The 18,733-nt window shown below is 61.8% G+C and carries 10 protein-coding genes; 1 reads left to right on the forward strand and 9 read right to left on the reverse strand.

Features of this window, described 5'->3' with window-relative positions:
* The 3 genes from A462_RS34150 to A462_RS31040 form a co-directional block, all read right to left on the reverse strand.
* The coding region (locus A462_RS34150; RefSeq protein WP_008430609.1) for an Ig-like domain-containing protein at positions 1 to 2,378 on the reverse strand (2,378 nt) is incomplete at its 3' end.
* An 870-nt stretch (positions 2,379 to 3,248) separates the two neighbouring features.
* Complete coding sequence (mmsB, locus tag A462_RS31045; protein WP_003214181.1) at positions 3,249 to 4,136, reverse strand: 3-hydroxyisobutyrate dehydrogenase; 888 nt, start codon at positions 4,134 to 4,136, stop codon at positions 3,249 to 3,251.
* A 14-nt stretch (positions 4,137 to 4,150) separates the two neighbouring features.
* On the reverse strand, positions 4,151 to 5,668 hold the full coding sequence (locus tag A462_RS31040) for a CoA-acylating methylmalonate-semialdehyde dehydrogenase (RefSeq protein ID WP_008430611.1): 1,518 nt from the start codon (positions 5,666 to 5,668) through the stop codon (positions 4,151 to 4,153).
* 131 nt (positions 5,669 to 5,799) lie between these two features.
* On the opposite strand from A462_RS31040, the gene A462_RS31035 reads away from it, so the two are divergent.
* Entirely contained in the window at positions 5,800 to 6,747 is a 948-nt protein-coding gene (locus tag A462_RS31035) for a LysR family transcriptional regulator (RefSeq protein WP_008430612.1), read from the forward strand.
* 136 nt (positions 6,748 to 6,883) lie between these two features.
* Here the strand turns inward: A462_RS31035 and A462_RS31030 are convergent, their stop codons facing one another.
* The 6 genes from A462_RS31030 to recC form a co-directional block, all read right to left on the reverse strand.
* Positions 6,884 to 7,375, reverse strand: a complete 492-nt coding sequence (locus A462_RS31030) for an OmpA family protein (protein WP_003214188.1) — start codon at positions 7,373 to 7,375, stop codon at positions 6,884 to 6,886.
* A gap of 4 nt (positions 7,376 to 7,379) precedes the next feature.
* Positions 7,380 to 8,648: a diguanylate cyclase domain-containing protein gene (locus tag A462_RS31025; RefSeq protein ID WP_003214191.1), complete on the reverse strand. Its 1,269-nt coding sequence runs from the start codon at positions 8,646 to 8,648 to the stop codon at positions 7,380 to 7,382.
* Positions 8,645 to 9,214 carry a YfiR family protein gene (locus tag A462_RS31020; protein WP_032898591.1) on the reverse strand — a complete coding sequence of 190 codons (570 nt, stop codon included), beginning with the start codon at positions 9,212 to 9,214 and terminating at the stop codon, positions 8,645 to 8,647. The genes A462_RS31025 and A462_RS31020 overlap by 4 nt, the downstream gene beginning before the upstream one ends.
* Positions 9,215 to 9,375: 161 nt before the next feature.
* The gene (gene recD, locus A462_RS31015) at positions 9,376 to 11,427 is read right to left on the reverse strand and encodes an exodeoxyribonuclease V subunit alpha (protein ID WP_008430617.1); all 2,052 of its coding nucleotides are present in this window, start codon (positions 11,425 to 11,427) and stop codon (positions 9,376 to 9,378) included.
* A complete protein-coding gene (gene recB / locus A462_RS31010) occupies positions 11,424 to 15,101 on the reverse strand; it encodes an exodeoxyribonuclease V subunit beta (RefSeq protein ID WP_008430619.1) in 3,678 nt (1,225 codons plus the stop codon). The genes recD and recB overlap by 4 nt, the downstream gene beginning before the upstream one ends.
* Positions 15,098 to 18,547 carry an exodeoxyribonuclease V subunit gamma gene (gene recC, locus A462_RS31005; protein ID WP_003214199.1) on the reverse strand — a complete coding sequence of 1,150 codons (3,450 nt, stop codon included), beginning with the start codon at positions 18,545 to 18,547 and terminating at the stop codon, positions 15,098 to 15,100. Before recC ends, recB begins: the two co-directional genes overlap by 4 nt.
* Positions 18,548 to 18,733: the final 186 nt, after the last annotated feature.

Genomic DNA, 18,733 nt, shown 5'->3' on the forward strand with positions numbered 1-18,733 from the left:
TCGGCATCGGCGTCAGCATCCGCGTCCGCGTCCGCATCGGCATCCGCGTCGGCGTCAGCGTCGGCATCAGCATCAGCATCAGCATCAGCATCAGCATCAGCATCAGCATCAGCGTCGGCATCCGCATCCGCATCCGCATCAGCGTCAGCGTCAGCGTCAGCGTCAGCATCAGCATCAGCATCAGCATCGGCATCGGCATCGGCATCGGCATCCGCATCCGCATCCGCATCAGCGTCCGCATCGGCATCGGCATCCGCGTCGGCGTCGGCGTCGGCATCAGCGTCAGCGTCAGCGTCAGCGTCAGCRTCAGCATCAGCATCAGCATCAGCATCGGCATCGGCGTCAGCATCCGCGTCCGCGTCCGCATCGGCATCCGCGTCGGCGTCAGCATCGGCATCAGCATCAGCATCAGCATCAGCATCAGCATCAGCATCAGCATCAGCATCAGCGTCGGCATCCGCATCCGCATCCGCATCCGCATCCGCATCCGCATCCGCATCAGCGTCAGCGTCCGCATCGGCATCGGCATCGGCATCGGCATCAGCATCCGCATCCGCATCCGCATCCGCATCCGCGTCCGCGTCGGCGTCAGCGTCAGCGTCAGCGTCAGCGTCGGCATCGGCATCAGCGTCCGTATCATCAATATCAACAGCGATCACAGAAGCCGGAACAGACTCGTTGCCTGCTGCATCGGTCAATCTGACAGCCAGTGTTTCGCCGTTAACCTGAAGCGGATCCAGGGTGACTTGAAAATTACCGTCGTCGCCGACCGTGCCAGTGCCGATCACGTTGCCATCGGCGTCTTTCACGGTAACGGTCGCGCGCGGTTCGCCCTTGCCGGTGACGGTGCTGCCATCTTCGCCGACCACCAGGTTGGTTGGGGCATCCGGGGCGATGGTGTCCCCCGCGATGACGATGCCTGGCAGGGATTCCTTGCCCGAGAAGTTGCGCAGGAACACGCGTAGCCGCTCGCCATTGATGTGCAGCGAGTTCAGTTGCACCAGGAATGTGCCGTCATCTGCCACTGTTCCGCTGCCGACCACTTCACCAGCATCGTTGAGGATGATGACTTTGTGGGCCGCAGCGCCTTCACCGCTGAGCGTGTCACCCACGTCACTGATTGCCAGGTTGCGCGGCGCAAGCGGTGTCTCAATATCGGCGACAACCAGCGCACCCGGAGCCGACTCATTGCCGGCAGCGTCTTTGAGCGTGATCGCCAGGCTTTCGCCTTCGGACGCGGGTGTGTCGAGCGAAACCTGGAAATTGCCATCCGCGCCGACGGTGCCCGTACCGATCACGTTGCCGCTGGCATCCTTGATACTCACGGCAGCGTTCGGTTCACCTTTACCGCTGACAGTTGCGCCATCGGCACTGATCACCAGGTTGGTCGGCGCATCCGGGGCGGTGCTGTCGCCAGCCACCACGGGGCTGGCGGACGATTCATTGCCGGCAGCATCCTTGAGGGTGACTTGCAGGGTTTCGCCATTGGTTTGCGCAGTTCCCAGGGTGACCTGGAAGTTGCCTTCAGCATCCACGGTGCCGGTGCCGAGGACCTCGCCATTGGCATCCTTGATGATCACGGTCGAATTAGGCTCGCCCTTACCGCTGACGGTTGTACCGTCTGCACTGACGGCCAAACCGTTCGGTGCGGCGGGGGCGGTTGTATCACCCGCTACCACAGACGCAGGTTGCGATTCCTGACCCGCGGCATCCTTGAGGACGACTTGCAGGGTTTCGCCATTGGTTTGCGGCTTGTCCAGGTTGACCTGGAAGTTGCCGTCGGTACCCACAGTGCCTGTGCCCAGTACGTTACCGGCGGCATCCTTGACGGTGACTGTGGTGCCAGGCTGACCTTTACCGCTGACCACCGTGCCCGCGCTGTTGACCGACAAACCGGTCGCAGCACCGGGTGCAGGAACTGGCGTTTGATGATGATGGCCACCACCACCGCCACCACCGCTCAATGCCGCGGCGGTACCGCCGACGGCGAGGATGCCCAAGCCCCACAGCACCCAGTCCGGCACCGCACTGTCAGCGGCAATGGCTGCCACACCCAGGTCGTCCAGGGTCGAGATTTCGGTGAAGTTGAAACCCGAATACGGCGTGGAATAGTTGCCGAGCAACAATGTTCCGTCGGCATTTTCCAGTACCAGTTGGTTAGCGGAGCCGTCGGCTCCCACCACAAAAAAGTTCTGAATGGTGATGGTTTCTCCAGACTTCAGAGTGACCACCAGGTTTTGGCCGGACGGTTGAAACGATTGAACGCTTTCTTGTCCGAACGGCAGTTTTACAATGCTGGTTCCCTTGAGGCTGGCGTTGCCAAAGGCATGCTCTGTCGCCGTCCCCGTTGCCTTGTCGACAATAGTTATGTTTTTCATCTCTCACCCGTTTTTTTATATGGACACACGTATTTCAGCGCGAGCGAATGCCCACGACGGTAGTTACCGCCGAGCACGAAACTCTTTTTGCGTTTATATAGAACTGGTCAGGATTTACAGCGATCAACCGACGCCGGTTTCTTCACGACATTGCAGACCCACACGCGTGCGCTTGCAACACGCTGACACCGAATGAGGTGGCACATCCTTGGCGTCAGAATAAGCCTGCCCGGGCCTTGGGCTGGACTGCATCGCAGCCCAGAGGTCGAGCAACCGGGAAAGGTGGCGGGCCAGGATGCGGGCTTTTTCAAGTTCCAGGGCGGCCTCGTTCGATGAGGCCGATAGCCCTGGGAAACCCGATGTACGCATCCATTCGCTAGCCATCTCTGACACACCTGCACAACTTTGAAAGTACAACGCTTCGGCGGAAGTTATCGAGACGCAGCAACCATGACAACGCTCGCAAAACCGATACTAGCGAGGCAATAGTCAACATCAAAGAGAAATGTAAACACGCAATAAACATGGGTGTTTAATGAGGGAAGCCACGACGAACCGAACACACATAACCGAGAAATCAATTATAACGGCATGATAATAGGGTGTCGCATGGACACTCACCGAATGAATAACCCATGATCAAAAACATGATATTTCAGCGTCACACCTAAAACTTGTAAAAGTTTATTTCACAACTATAACAATGCAAAAAAACATTATCCCTAGGCATTAGTCGATAAGTAATACCGCCCTCCCACAAACGTCGCGAAGGGGTTTATTCAGGCCAAAAAAAAGCACCAGTAGTGAGCTGGTGCTGGAAGGTCTACGCAGTAAAAAATCAGGGGCCCACAGTGAAGAAGGACAATCGCCCTACTTTGGTTTTCGATAGCTGTTGATGATCGCCGAGAAGTCCTTGCCCCCTTCCCCACGTTGGCTCATCGATTGATACAACTGCTGCGCCACTGCGCCGAGTATCACCGGCTGGTGTGCCTGGCGGGCCGCTTCAGTGGCCAGTCCCAGATCCTTGAGCATCAGTTCTGCACCAAACCCACCGGTATAACCCCGGGACGACGGCGCCGTCTCGATAATCCCGGGCCATGGGTTGTAGGTGTCCGAACTCCAGCAGCGCCCGGTGGAGCTGTTGATGATTCCCGCCAACACTTGGGTGTCGATGCCCAGCGCATCGCCCAGGGCCATGGCTTCGCTGACGCCGACCATGGTGATACCCAGCAGCAGGTTGTTGCAGATCTTGGCGATTTGCCCGGTGCCGACTTCGCCGCAATGGACGATGTTGCGGCCCATCTGCGCCAGCACCGGTTGCAGGGTGGCGAACAGTTCCGGGGTGGCGCCGACCATGAAGGTCAACGTCCCGGCCTGGGCACCGCCGGTGCCGCCGGACACTGGAGCATCCGCCATCACCACGCCTTGTTTCGCTGCCGCCGCCGCTACATCGCGGGCGGTCTGCGGGTCGATGGTGCTGCAATCCACCGCCGGCACGCCTTTGCCGATGCCGGCGAGCACGCCGTCTTCACCGAGCCACACACTGCGCACATGGGCCGCAGCCGGGAGCATGGTCACCACCAACTCGGCGCCTTCGGCTGCCGCGCGCGGTGAAGCGCTGATGGTGCCGCCCAGTTCCGCCAGTTCCTTGAGCACGGTCTGGTTCAGGTCGAACAGGTTCAGCGCATGGCCAGCCTTGATCAGGTTGCGCGCCATCGGCGCGCCCATGTTGCCCAGGCCGATAAATGCAATCTTCATGGTCGTCTCCTCGATCAGCGCAGGTTGATGGTGGTGTTGACGCCATCGTTGACGCTGTCGTCGTCGAACCAGCGGCTGGTGACGGTTTTGGTCTGGGTGTAGAACTGCACCACTTGCTTGCCGTACGGGCCCAGGTCGCCGAGTTTCGAACCACGGGAACCGGTGAAGCTGAAGAACGGAACCGGCACGGGGATCGGGATGTTGATGCCGACCTGGCCCACATCGATTTCGCTCTGGAATTTACGCGCCGCCGCGCCGCTCTGGGTGAACAGGCCGGTGCCGTTGCCGAACGGGTTGGCGTTGACCAGGGCGATGGCTTGGTCGAGGGTGTCGACTTCCAGCACCACCAGCACCGGGCCGAAGATTTCCTGGGTGTAGATCTGCATGTCGGTGGTCACGCCGGAGAACAACGTCGGGCCGACGAAATTGCCGTCCTCGAAACCCGGTACCTTGATGCCACGGCCATCCAGTTCCAGCTTGGCGCCTTCTTTCACGCCGCTTTCTATCAGGTCGAGAATGCGTGCCTTGGCGCGCTTGGAGATCACCGGGCCCACATCGGTACCCGCTTCGCTGCCGGCGTTCACCTTGAGCTTTTGCGCCAGGGCCTTGAGGTCCGGCAGCCATTGCTTGGCCGCGCCTACCAGCACCACCACGGAAGTTGCCATGCAACGCTGACCCGCCGCACCGAAACCGGCACCGACCAGGGCGTTCAGGGTTTGTTCGCGATTGGCATCCGGCAGCACCACGGCGTGGTTCTTGGCGCCCATCATGGATTGCACGCGCTTGCCGTGTTTACCGGCGAGGTCGTAGACGTGAGTCCCCACGGCGGTCGAACCGACGAAGGACACGGCCTTGATATCTTTGTGGGTGCACAGCGCATCCACCACGTCCTTGCCGCCGTGAACCACGTTCAGCACGCCGGCTGGCACCCCGGCTTCCAGTGCCAGTTCAACCAGCAGCAGGGTCGACAGCGGGTCCTGTTCCGATGGCTTGAGTACGAACGTGTTACCGCAGGCAATGGCCATCGGGAACATCCACAGCGGAATCATCGCCGGGAAGTTGAACGGGGTGATGCCGGCGCACACGCCGATCGGCTGGCGCAGGGTGTAGGTATCCACACCGCCGGCGACGTTTTCAGCGAATTCGCCCATCTGCAGGGTGCCGATGGAGCACGCGTGCTCGACCACTTCCAGGCCACGGAAAATGTCGCCTTCAGCGTCGGCAATGGTCTTGCCCTGCTCGGCACTCAGGACCACGGCGATGCGCTTGGAGTGCTCGCGGATCAAGGCTTGCAGCTTGAGCATGATGCGCATGCGCGCACCGATCGGCGTCAGCTTCCAGGTCTGGAAGGCGCGATGGGCGGCGTCGATGGCAGCGTTGACTTCTTCAGGGGTGGAAAACGGTACGCGGGCCAGCACTTGCTGGGTAGCGGGGTTGACGATGTCTTGCCATTCGGTGGTCCTGGATTCGACCCACTCGCCGTTGATCAGCAGCTTGACCTGTTTTACGGAAATATCGGCAGATGCGTTCATGTGGTCTCCAATTCTTGTAGGTATGCAGAGAACCAAGGCGTTGAATCGCCTTGAGGATGAGGCGTTCGGACTGTTTTTGGAGTATAGATGTGCAAACTTCTAATAAGAACGCACATAAAAGCCGGTCCAATATGCAAAAAAACATCACGTCACTGGGCTCCCTGAACTGGGATGACCTGAAGTTTTTCCTCGAAGTCGCCCGTACCCGCAAGGCCAGCGTCGCTGCCAAGCGCCTGGCCGTGGACTACACCACGGTGTCGCGGCGCATCAGCTCCCTTGAAGGATCGTTGGGCACTCTCCTGTTTGAAAAGTCCCGGACCAACGGCTTCGTATTGACCACCGAAGGCCAGCGCCTGCTGGGCTACGCCGAGTCCATCGAAAGCACGTTGCACATGGCCTGCGAACAGGTTTCCGGCTCCGGCGTGGCGCTGTCCGGCCACGTGCGCATGGGCTGCACCGAAGGGTTCGGCAGCTTCTTCGTCACCCCGCAACTGAGCCACTTCGTCGACACCTACCCGGCGATCTCGGTGGACATCCTGCCCCTGCCCCACTTCATCAGCCTGTCCAAGCGCGAGGCGGATATCGTCATCGCCCTGGAACGGCCGGAGCATGGGCCGTACGTGTGCTGCAAGCTGTGCGACTACAAGCTGCAGCTGTACGCGACGCAGGAATACCTGGACCAGCACCCGCCCATCCGCCGGGCAGCGGACCTGGCCGAGCATCCGTTTATCAGCTACGTGGATGATTTAGCGTTCAGTTCGGAGCTGCTGTACCTGGCCAATGTGGTGCCCGGCGCCAGCGCCAGTTTGCGCAGCACCAGCGTGATTGCGCAGTACGTGGCGGCGCAGCAAGGGCGCTCGCTGGCGATCCTGCCGTGCTTTTTGGCGGCACAGGACCCGCGATTGCTGCCGGTGCTGGGCAAGGAGATCAATATCACGCGGCAGTTTTGGATGTACTGCCGCGAGGACTTGAGGAAGTTGAAACGGATCACCCTGCTGTGGGATTACATCCGTGAGGTGACGGAGCAGAATCAGCCGTTGTTGATGGGGGAAACGCGGGAGATGGTGTTTGCCGATTAAATAAAATGTGGGAGCCGGGCTTGCCCGCGATAGCAGTGTGTCAGTCACCCAATACATCAACTGATCCACCGCCTTCGCGAGCAAGCCCGCTCCCACATTTTTGAACGCATTCCATAGAGCGAACGAGGGCGTCGGCTTAGTCCGCAATCACCACAATCGATACCCGGCGATTCTCGGTGCGCCCCGCCGCTGTCGCGTTGGACGCCACCGGCTCGCTGCTGCCCAGCCCGCGCAGTTGTACGTTTTCTTCTTTCATCCCAACGCCTGCCAACACGTGCGCGACGCTTTTGGCTCGGCGCAGGGACAGTTGCTGGTTGTAGGTTTCCTTGCCCGAGGCGTCGGTGTGGCCGTCGACCCGCACGCGCTCAATGCCCACGCCCAGCAGCGCCTTGCCGATGCGCTGGACGATCTCGGTGCTGGGGGCATTCAGACTTTCGACGTCGCTGCCAAACAGCACCTTGCCCGAGAGGCCGAAGGCCCAGCCTTCGTCAGTCAGTTCAAAACCCTGCTGTTTGAGCACGGCGATTTGCGCCGGTGTCAGGCCTTTTGGCGGCGGGGTCTGGCAGCCGCTCAGGGCGAGCAGAGCCACGAGCAAGGTGATGAATAAAAAGCGTGCGGTCGAGAACAAGGGATCAACTCCTGTGTTGAACGTCGGCGGCGGGGGACTCCGATTCCGCCGTTTGCTGGCCACCCTGGGAAAGCCGTTTGGCCTGGTACATCGCCGCATCGGCGGCGTTGAGCAGGTTACCGGGGGTGGCGCCATGATCGGGGTAGACGGCGATGCCGATACTGAGTGAGGTCAATACGTGGGCGTCGCCGGGCAGCGCAATGGGCGCGTCCATGCTGGCGATGATTTTTTCGGCAATGCGCTGGGCGTCCTCAAGTCGGTGCAGAGGCGACAGCAAGATGGCGAATTCATCGCCGCCCAGGCGTGCCACCAGGTCGTCTTCACGCAGTTGCGCACGAATGCGCGTAGCCACTGCCACCAATACCGCATCGCCGGCGGCGTGGCCGAAGTTGTCGTTGATGTCTTTAAAGCGGTCGCTGTCGAGGAACAAGACCGCTACTTTCTCGTTGAGCTTGGCGGCGCTGCGCAGGGCGCGGATCAGCCGCCCTTCGAAGAACGCACGGTTGGGCAGCCCGGTCAGGCTGTCGTGGCTGGCCTGGTGGGCGAGGGTTTCGTTTTCGCTTTGCAGGTGGGTCTGCCAGGCCTCCAGTTCGTCGAGCAGGGCATTGAAGTCATTGCCCAGGCTGTCGAGTTCGGCGATTTTCGCCGGCGGTACGCGTCGGTCAAAGGCCCGCTCGCTTCGGGCGGCGTGGGCCACCGAGGCCAGGCTGTGCAACGGCCCGGTGATGCCGCGTAACAAACGCCGCGCCAGGTACAGTGCAACCCAGGCGCTGAGGGCGGTGCACACCAGAATCCCGGCAAGGCCGCTGAGCAGGAAGCGCAACAGGCTGCCGCCGTGGCCGGTCAGGTGCACGCTGCCGATGACCTGGCCCTGGTGCAGGATCGGCTGGGTGATGGGTTGTTCGAGCAGGGCATGCGCCAACTGCAGCTCAATCATCGACAGCATCCCGGTTTCAGGGCGCTCCCAATGGGCCAGTTGCTTGCCGTCGACGTTGAAGACTTCCGCCTCGGCCACTTCTTCCTCCGAGGCGATCACGCCCAACGCCTCGGTGGCCGCCGCGCTGTCGTTGAACACCACGGCCGCTTCCACGGTGTAGTTGATGGAGCGGGCGATCAGGTGCAGGTTGTGGTCGGCATACACCCGCAGCGCGAGCACGCCGAGCAGGGTCAGGGAAATACTGGCCATGCTGACGGCCATCAGCGCCAGGCTCAGGTGCCCGCGCCCGATCACTGAACGCAAGGTTGGACGCACTGGCGCCTTATCGACACTCATGACCCCGGCGCTCGACGTCGGGACAGCTGCAGCACACTCGGATGAATGCGCACACCGCTACGGGCAACGGAATCCAGGTTGACCTCGAACGACACCTGTTCGTCGGCTACCCGCAGGCAGAACAGGCTGCCCACGGTGCATTGGTCGCCGCCTTCGCTGATGCTGAGCACTGGATGGCCGATCAATGCCGCGAACAGGCGGCTGCGCTCGTCGCTGGTCAATTGGCCGATGTACACGGCATCGCAGGCATTGGCGATGTCTGGATGGTCGGCCAGCAAACGCTGCACCACTACCGGACGGCCGGTAGCCTGGGTGGTGCCTTTGACCAGGTCATCGGTGTATTGGGTTGGCCCGACGATGCACAAACGCAATTGCGCGGGCTCTACCGGCCAGCGGGCGTAACTGAGGATACCCAGGACCACTTGGGTGACGGCCTTGGCCCGCTGATCGGCCATGCCGGCAGGCGGCTGGGCAAAAACGAGGGGCGTGAACACGCACAGAAGCGCCAACAGCAGCATTCGTCTCCAGCTCAAACTTCGCTCTGTGGGCGAGACAGCCACGTTCATGCAGCGATTCTCTTTGATCTTCTCGGGATGATGCCGCAACGATAGCACAACGGCGGAAAACCCCCGAGGTGACACCCAGGAGGATTCCGACATTTTATTAAGAAAAATCACACATTTGGATCAGAAAATTTAGATGTCCCATCGGTCAGCTTCTTTGACGATCAAGTGCCCAGTTCCAGCATCAGCCCACTCAAGCGTTTCACCTTGCGGCTCACCGCCTCTTCGAATACGCCACCCCGGGGTTCGATCAGGCTGAACCAGTCCTTGGCGCGGGTGATGCCGGTGTAGATCAGCTCTTTGGTGAGCACCGGGTTCAAGGCGTCCGGCAAAATCAGTGCGGTGTGGGTGAATTCAGAGCCCTGAGATTTGTGCACCGTCATCGCGTAGACGGTTTCGACGTCGTTGAGCCGGCTGGGCAACACAAACCGTACGCCGCCCTGGCCATCGTTGCGCGGGAACGCGACGCGCAAAACCTGCGGCCCGCCGTCGCTTTCGGGCAGCTTGAGGGCGATACCGATATCGCCGTTCATCAGGCCCAGGCCGTAATCGTTGCGAGTCATCAACACCGGGCGCCCTTCGTACCATTGCTGGTCGCTGTCGATCAGCCGAGCCTTGAGCAGCGCGGCGGTAATGCGCAGGTTCAGGCCCTCCACGCCCCATGGGCCCTTGCGTACGGCGCAGAGCAACTGGAATGCGTCGAAGGCTTTCAGCAGCTTTTGCGCCCAGAGCGTCCAGGCCTCGTCATCCCGTGGCGTCTCCAGGGACGGACGCGCGGTCTGCAGCAGTTTCAGGTAATGGCGATAACCGTGGGCACCGTCGCCATGGCCGTCCAGCACCAGGCGCTCCAGGGCATGGTCGTGCTCGCCCTTGAGGCTGACGCAAAACAGGTCGGCATGGCTGCGGGCAGCCAGCAGTTTGCGGGCCTGCTCAGGGTTTTGCTGGTTGACCCAGCGGGCCAGTTGGCCAATGCCGCTGCCTTCGCCGAAACGCCGCGAGTAACGCAGCATCACCACTTGTTGCGCCAAGGGGTGGCTACCGTCGAGGTCTTCCTGCAGGCCGCTGGCGCCGAGGTCTTCGCCGCTGACCTGTTGCAGCCACTGGCGGGTTTGCGGGCTGTAGAAACCGGCTTCGGCGTCGCGGCACAAATCCCCCAGCACCGCCCCGGCTTCAACCGAGGCCAACTGGTCCTTGTCACCCAGCAGCACCAGGCGAGCATGGGGTGGCAAGGCGTCCAGCAGGTTGGCCATCATTTCCAGGTCGATCATCGAGGCTTCGTCCACTACCAGCACATCCAGGGGCAACGGATTGCCGATGTGATGCCGGAAGTGTCGGGTGCCGGGACGGCTGCCGAGCAAACGGTGAACGGTGGTGACCTGGGTCGGGATTTTGTCCTTCACCGCATCAGGCACTTTCAGCGACAGCACTTGCTGGCTGATGGACTCGGTCAAGCGCGCGGCCGCCTTGCCGGTGGGCGCGGCCAGACGGATGCGCAACGCGCTGCCCGCTTCCACGGCGGGGGCCTGCAACAGCGCAAGCAAACGCACCACCGTGGTGGTCTTGCCGGTACCCGGCCCGCCGGTGACGATGCTGAATGCACCGCGGGTGGCCAAGGCGCAGGCGAGTTTTTGCCAGTCGACAACACCGTCTGGCGGGGCCTGGTCGAACAGGCGATTCAGGCGTTCGGGCAGATCGGCGGCAACGCTTTCCCGGGTGGCGAGTCGCAGGCGCAAAGCGCTGTCGATACGCCGTTCGTAGGTCCAGTAGCGGCGCAAGTACAGGCGTTTGCCCGACAGCACCAGTGGCCGGCTTTGCGCCTCCTCGCTGCCGTCGACGGCCAGTGCTACCAGACGGCTGGCGGCCAGGGCATGGCACCAATGGGCGCCGTCCAGGCCGTCGAGCAACTGTGATGGCAGCAGCATGACGCCGGTTTGCACATCGCCTTCGGGTGGCAGCGACAGAGCGAAATCCGGGGCCTTGAGGGTTTCGAACAGGTCCAGGCACACATGGCCATGGCCCAGTTGGTGGCTGGTCAGGGCCGCGGCCAGCAGGACTAAAGGGTCAGCCTGCGGATCGAGTTCGTGGAGGAAGCCGACAAAGGCCTTGTCCAGCGCGCGCAACCAGCCGCGCTGCACCCAGAGATCGAGCAGTTGCACCAGGTCGGCGGCGCGGCTGAGGGGCGTCAGCTCCTCAAGCGGTAACGGCGACAGGCTCATAGCAGCTCTCCTTGTTCCCAGGCGGGCTCGGCCTTGGGTGGTAGCGGTTTGCCCTGGAACAGCAGGTCCAGGCTTTCGATCAATTCCCGGGGTGGTCGGGTGAAATACGCGCCCTGGCTCGCGGAATGGGTGCCCCGCAGGAACAGGTACAACGCGCCGCCGACGTGACGGTCGTAGTCGTACTCCGGCAGCCGAGCCTTCAGCTGGCGATGCAGGGCCAGCAGGTAAAGTACGTATTGCAGGTCGTAACGATGGTCGAGGATCGACAGTTCCATGGCCTGCTGCGTGTAGGCCGAATCATCGGGACCAAGCCAATTGGATTTGTAGTCAGCCACGTAGTAGCGGCCTTCGTGTTCAAAGGTCAGGTCGATAAAACCCTTGAACATGCCGTTGAGCAGCACCGGTTCGGCGGCCACGCGGGATACGCCATTGTGAGTGTGCTGGCACACCAGTTTGTCGAGTGCGAGGACGTCGACCTTGTGGCTGGCAAACCAGAATTCCATTTCGATCTGGTACTGCCGCAACTCGCTAAGGGCCACCTGCCCGTTGCCCAGCGGCAACCGGGCTTGCAACAGATGCCCGAGCCAACCGCCGAGTGTGCCGATCCAGCCTTCCCAGCCACGTCGGTTGCAGCGGCGGGCGACCGCATCTTCGATAGCCTCCGGGGTAACATTGAAGCCTTCACCGCCCGCCCATTCCAGCAGGCCATGGAGGAAGGTGCCGGGATTCGGCCCGCGTGGGAAACGGTGAATATCGCCACCGGAAGCCGGCACCTCGCGTGGGGCATCCGGGTCGAGGCGTTCGTCATCGAACAGCTTCTGCGCTTGTGGGCTTTCCGGCGCTTCGAGGCTCGCCGCACTCATGCTCTCGCCGATACGCAGCGCACTGTAGGAAGCGATCCACCAGTTTTCTGCCGCCTTGCGCTTGGGCAGCAGCGGCGCGAGCAAGGTGGCTTCGTTACGCGGCGGGTGGAATACGACCGCATCGGCCTCGGGCATTTCTGCGTAATGCAGTGCCGGGCAACCTTCCTGCAGGTCAAGCAACCAGCGGGCCAGGCCGCCGGACTCGCCAAGTGAAGCGCCGCCGCCGAGCAAGTAGCCCAGGGCCGACAGGTGCAGCACCGAGCTGTTGTTATTGCCACGCTTGAGGTCGGCGATGCCCAGCCAGCAGGCGTGTTTGGCGCGGGTCAGCGCCACGTAAAACAGACGCAAGTCTTCGGCCAGCCGTTCATCGTCGGCTTGGGCGATCAACTCGGCGGTGGGCCTGAGGCTGACCTGGGATTTGCCGTTTGCGTCGTGGTAATGCAACGGCAGGCGGCTGCCATCCACCGGTTTTGCCGAGCAAATGAACGGCAGGAAAACCAAGTCGTATTCCAGCCCCTTGGATTTGTGGATCGTTACCACTTTGACCAGTTGTTCATCACTTTCCAGGCGCAGGATCTGCTCTTCACCGGCCTGGCCGGAAAGCGCGAGATGTTCGGCCAGATGGCGAATCAGCGCTTGTTCACCGTCCAGCTCTGCGGCCGCCTGTTGCAGCAATTCCGAGAGGTGCAACAGGTTGGTCAATACCCGCTCGCCATCGCTGCGGGTGATCAGGGTTTGCGGCAATTTGAAGTCGTGCAACAGGCGCCGCAGCATCGGCAGCACGCCTTGGGTGCGCCAGATCGTACGGTAATCGCGGAACTGCATTACGCGTTGTTCCCACGCCAGTTCGTCCTGGTTCAGACGCTCCAGTTCGGGCAGCGACAGGTTCAAGGTGACGCAAGCCAGGGCGGCGCGCAGTGGGCGCTCGACGTCCGGCTCGGCACAGGCCTTGAGCCAGGCCAGCAGGTCGTGGGCTTCCTGGGCGGCGAACACGGAATCCTTATCGGAGAGGTAAACGCTGCGCACGCCACGGGCAGCCAGTTCACCGCGCACGGCCTGGGCTTCCTTGCCGTCGCGCACGAGGATGGCGATGTCTGACGGCAGCACGCCTTTGAAGCTAGCGTCTTTGCCGAGGAATCCGGCAGTTCCCTGCTGGCCGCCATTGAGTAACGCGACGATTTGACTGGCACAGGACGCGGCCAACTGTTGGCGGTAGAGCACGCCGGAGATCGGCTGGTCGGTGGGTAGATGCCAGAGATTCAGCGCAGGCAACGTCTGACCGTTGACCTGCAGTTGTTCCTTACGGCCTTGGGACAATACCGACTGGAACGGCACCGGATTCGTACCGTCGGGTTCACGGAACAGGAACGCTCCACGGCCTTTTTCTGCGCGCTGGAATACGTGGTTTACCGCCTCGACCATGGCGTGGCTCGAACGGAAGTTGGTGCCCAGGGTGTGATGGCGGCCGGTGGTGGACTGGCGCGCGCGCAGGTAGGTGTAGATGTCGGCGCCACGGAAGGCGTAGATCGCCTGCTTTGGGTCGCCGATCAGGAACAGGCCGCTGTCGAGGTGGTTTTCTTCGATGCGGTAGATGCTGTCGAAGATGCTGTATTGCACCGGGTCGGTGTCCTGGAACTCGTCGATCAGGGCGACCGGGAATTGCTCGCGGATCACGCTGGCCAAACGCTCGCCGCCGTCGGCTTGCAGGGCGGCGTTGAGGCGGATCAGCATGTCGTCGAAGCCCATTTCGGCGCGCCGGCGCTTTTCTTCTTCGAAGCGTTTTCCCACCCAGCCGGCGGCGTGTTGCAGCACAGCAGCATCGGGCGTTGGCAGGGCGTCGAGGCTGGCCTTGAGACTGGCCATGGCGTCGATACCCGGATGGCGTGGTGGTTCGCCTTTCCAGGCTTCGGCCATGCCGTCGGGGGTCAGGCGGGTGAAACCGGTGCCGATGTCCAGTTGTTCGAGAGACTCGTCAGCTGCCCAGGCGCTGATTTTTTCGAACCAGGGTTCGAAGTAACGGGCTTGCATCTTGCGACCATCGACGGCTTTGGCGGCGACGGCCTGCAGGCAAATGTTGCGCAATTCTTCTGCCCATTGTTGCCAGGGTGCCTTGAGCGCGACGAGGGCTTGGCGGCGCTCTTGCAGGCATTCGTTGATCAGCTCGGCGGGGTCACGCGTTTCATCCGTGGGCCGCTCGCTGCCGAACAGCGCGCGTACCCGTGGCATCAGGGCCGCCGGGCCGCCCCAATTGTTGCGCACCCAGTTCAGCGCATCGTCGTGCATCGGGTAGCAGAACAGCCTCCAATAGTCGCGCAGCACTTCGCCGAGCAGGTCGCTGTGGTCGGTCTCCAGGGTCTGGGTGAACAGGCTCCCGCTGTCGAAGGCGTGCTCGCGCAGCATGCGCTGGCACCAGCTGTGAATGGTCGAGACGGCGGCTTCATCCATCCACTGGGCGGCGATGTCCAGGCGATTGGCGCAGCCGGGCCATTGTGCGGGGCTGTATTGGTCGCGCAGTTCGGCGATCAACGCGTCGGGTTCTTCGATTTCTTCGCGGAAAAAACGCGCGGCTTCTGCCAGGCGGATTCGGATGCGTTCACGCAGCTCTTTGGTGGCGGCATCAGTAAAGGTCACGACGAGAATTTGCGGCGGCAGCAACTCGCGGCCGAAGCCCGATTCGTCCCCTCCGTGGCCGAGTACCAGCCGCAGGTAGAGCGCCGAGATGGTAAATGTCTTGCCTGTGCCGGCACTGGCTTCGATCAGTTGGCTGCCCTTGAGCGGGAAGGCCAGGGCCAGGGGTTTTGTACCGCTCATGCGCTGGCCTCCGCGCTGGTGAGTGATCGCCAGGGAGCGTTGATCAACGGTCGATAGAGGGTTTCGCACCAGCCTTCGAACTCTTCGCTAGCCATCAAGGCGGCGTAGTCGGGGAACTGTCGGATGAGCGCAGGGCTTTCACGGCGCTCGCCGTCGCTGGTTTGGCCGTCGCCTTCGTAGGCTTTGCTGGCGGCGGCTTGCGCTTTGGCCGGGTCGGTTTGACCGAGCCAGGCGAATGCGGTTTTAACGGCGACCGGCAGTGGTTCGCTCATGCCGGTTTTCCAGGCGAGCAGCAGGTTGCCGAGGAGCTCCCGGGCTGTGGCTTGCTCAAGTGGGGCCAATAGCAGTGTGTCGTCGCTGGCGACCAGGCCGGTACTTAACGGAAGGCCGCAGGCACAGGCCACCAGGTGGTTGACCCATGGGCGAATCAGGCGATGCCACTTACGGGTCTTGATCGAGCCGATGCTGTTGGGGATGGCGGTGACGCTTAGAAAGCCGCCATCGCTGCGTTGATGCAGGCCACTGATCCAACCTTCCAGCTGGATGCCTTGATGCTCAAAACTGATCGGTTCGGCGCTGGTGTGCGCAGTGGGCCAGAGTGCCAGGAGTTGCTGGTAACGCTGCAACAGGTCGGGCAGAGGCTCGATCAGTTCTTTGCGCAGGCATTCGCCGAAACCAACCATCGGCAACAAGCCACTGCCTTGCAGACGCAGGGCCTGGGCGTTGAGGGCTTCGTCGAGGTTGTCGGGGCGGGTGAGTGCCGCCGTGAGCAAACTGTCGCTCAGGCTATAGCGCTGCAGTGCATCGAGGACGAAGGGTTCTTCATCTTCCAGCGGGACTTCGGCGGCTTCGAAAAATACTTTCAGGCGCTGGCTGAAAAAGTGTTTGACCGGGTTGCGCAGGAAGTCTTGCAGTTGGCCGAGGCTCAGCGGTTCTTCCTGGGTGTAGGGTGCGAGGCTGCCGGTATCGGGCAGGCTGTCCGGGGTTGCGTGGAGCAACTGCCATTCGCGGGCGTAGCTGAACAGCTTGTCACCTTCATGGAAGTAGCGGGCGCTGAAGGGCTGGAGCGGGTGTTCCTGGGTGGTGGCTTCCAGGAGTGGTTCGCCACTGGTGGTGTGCCAGCCGCTGGCAATGTGGTCGCGCAACTGCCCGATCAGGACCGATGCCGGGCGGTCACTGTTGTCGCGGATACTGCGGCCGACCCAACTGATGTAGAGCTGGTCGCGGGCGGAGAGCAGGGCTTCGAGCAACAGGTAGCGGTCGTCTTCGCGGCGTGACCGATCGCCTGGGCGGTAGTCGCTGCCCATCAGGTCGAAGTCCAGCGGCGGTTGCGCGCGTGGGTAGTCGCCATCGTTCATGCCAAGTAGGCAAACCAGCTTGAATGGGATCGCGCGCATGGGCATCAAGGTACAAAAATTGACAGCTCCCGCGAGGAAGCGCTGGGACAGCCGGCCTTGGTCGAGGCCTGCCAGCCAGGCCTCGCGGACTACGGTCAGGGGTAATTCGTCATGCAGTCCGACGGACTCGCAGGTCTCCAGCCAGGTTTCTCTCAGTTGCTCGAGTTGACCCAACAGGTAGTCGTCGTGCTCGTTGCTCGGGAGGAAGAACAACTGCATCAGGTTTTGCAGGCGCTCGCCCCACTCTGTCGGCGCGGCAGGTTGCGAAAGTGCCTGGTGGGCATCGTGCAGCGCATCGAGCAGTGCGACTAGCGGGCCGATCAAGGCCGCATCGAGGCCGCCGATTTCATCGTACGGCTCGATGCCATCGCAGGCAGAGCCCGTACCAACGGCGTAGCCCAGGAGCATGCGACGCAGGCCGAACCGCCAGCTGTTTTGCTCCAGCTCCTGGGGCAAGCCGAGGCCGGCGCGTTGTTCGGCGTTGAGGCCCCAACGGATACCGGCGCCTTCGATCCAGCGGTGCAGGGTCGGCAGGTCGCGTTCCTTGATGGCGAAGCGTTCCCGCAGTGCCGGGACGTCGAGCAGGTCGAGGATTTCGCTGACCGGAAAGCGGCTGTCCGGGAGCTTGAGCAGGTGCTCGACGGCGATCAGTAACGGATCGCGGCCACGCTGGCCCTGGTCCGTAAGCGTGAACGGAATGAAGCGTAGGTCGCTTCTTTCAAGCTGGCCGAATACGGCGCGAATATGCGGCGCGTAGCTGTCGACGTCGGGGACCATGACGATGATGTCCCGTGGGCGCAGCGTGGGGTCGGCGCTGAAGCGCTGCAGTAACTGGTCGTGAAGAACTTCAACTTCGCGTTGGGCACTGTGGGCGATGTGGAAGCGAATGGAAGTGTCGCGCGCCAGGTCGACGCTTGGCCAGAGTTCACGGGTTTCGTTGAGGGGGCGCAGTTCGAGGATGTCGTCCTGGAGTTGGTTGAGCAAGGTGGTGGGCTCGCTCTCGCTGAACAGGTCGATACGACCGTCACGGAATGCCGAGCGGTAACTGTTGGGGTCGTCGTAGCTGTCCAACAGGTTGATGTAGTCGCGACCTTGCTTACCCCAGGCAGCGAGCAGCGGGTGGGCGTGCTGATGCAGGGTTTGCGGGTCGATGGTGACCGGCATTCCGGCCTTGCGTGCCTGGCGCTTGTATTCGTTTCGGAGCAGGTCTTTGTCGGCGACGATGTCGGACCAGTGATGGCGACAAGGGTTGTGCACACACAGCAGCACCTGGCTGAAACGGGCGAGGCCGGCAAGGGCTTCCAGCGCTTGGGCTGGCAAGGAGGAAATGCCGAAGACGATCACGCGGGAGGGCAGGCCTATCGGTGCCTGCTCCAGGCTATTGATGCGCTCGATAAAGCGTTGGTGAACTCCGGCGCGACTTTGAGCCATGCCCTCCTCTCCTACGTCCAACAGCAGGGCGCGCCACAGTTCGGCTTGCCAGCAGTTGGCCGGGCTCAAGGGTTTGGATTCGCCACGGCCATTGCGCAGTTGATGGCGACCGGCAGCCCAATCTTCCAGCCAGTCGGCACGGTAGACCTGGTATTGGTCGAACAGGTCGGCGAGGCGTTCCGCGAGTTGGTAGCGTTTGCGCAGATCCGTATCGTGGGTCAGGAAGCGTTGCAGGGGTTCGAAATGGGGTTGATCGATCAGCTCGGGGAGCAGGCGCATGAGGCGCCAGGTCAGTGGGGCTTTATCCAGCAGGGATTTGGGCGGGATCTCGTCTTTGCCCAGGACCATGCGATAGAGCTGCCACATGAAGCTGCCGGGAAGCTGCACATCAATAGCGGCAGCGATGCCGCAACCGCCCATGTCGTCGTCTTCAGGGTCTTCAGCCAGCGCCAGTTTCAGCCACTGGGCAATGCCGTTGCTTTGTACCAGGGCGATTTCGTTTTCCAGGGGAGCCAGCGGGTAACGGCGCATCCAGCTGACAACCAGGCTGCGCAGCTCATCCAGGCGGTTGCCGTGAACCACCATGAATCCAGCACTGAGGGACGTCGCATCCGGCATAACGGCTTCCTTGGGAAAAGCAAAATCGAGGGATGGACTTTAGCATTGAAGACAATCGTAGGCTGCAAGTGAGGAACACTTGGAGACGCTCGCCATACTTTCCGACCGCCCAAAACAAAACCCCTGACTGCATAAGCAATCAGGGGTTCTGGAATTTAATCTTGACGATGACCTACTCTCACATGG

The sequence above is a fragment of the Pseudomonas sp. Ag1 genome, assembly GCF_000278565.1.
Classification (GTDB): Bacteria; Pseudomonadota; Gammaproteobacteria; order Pseudomonadales; family Pseudomonadaceae; genus Aquipseudomonas.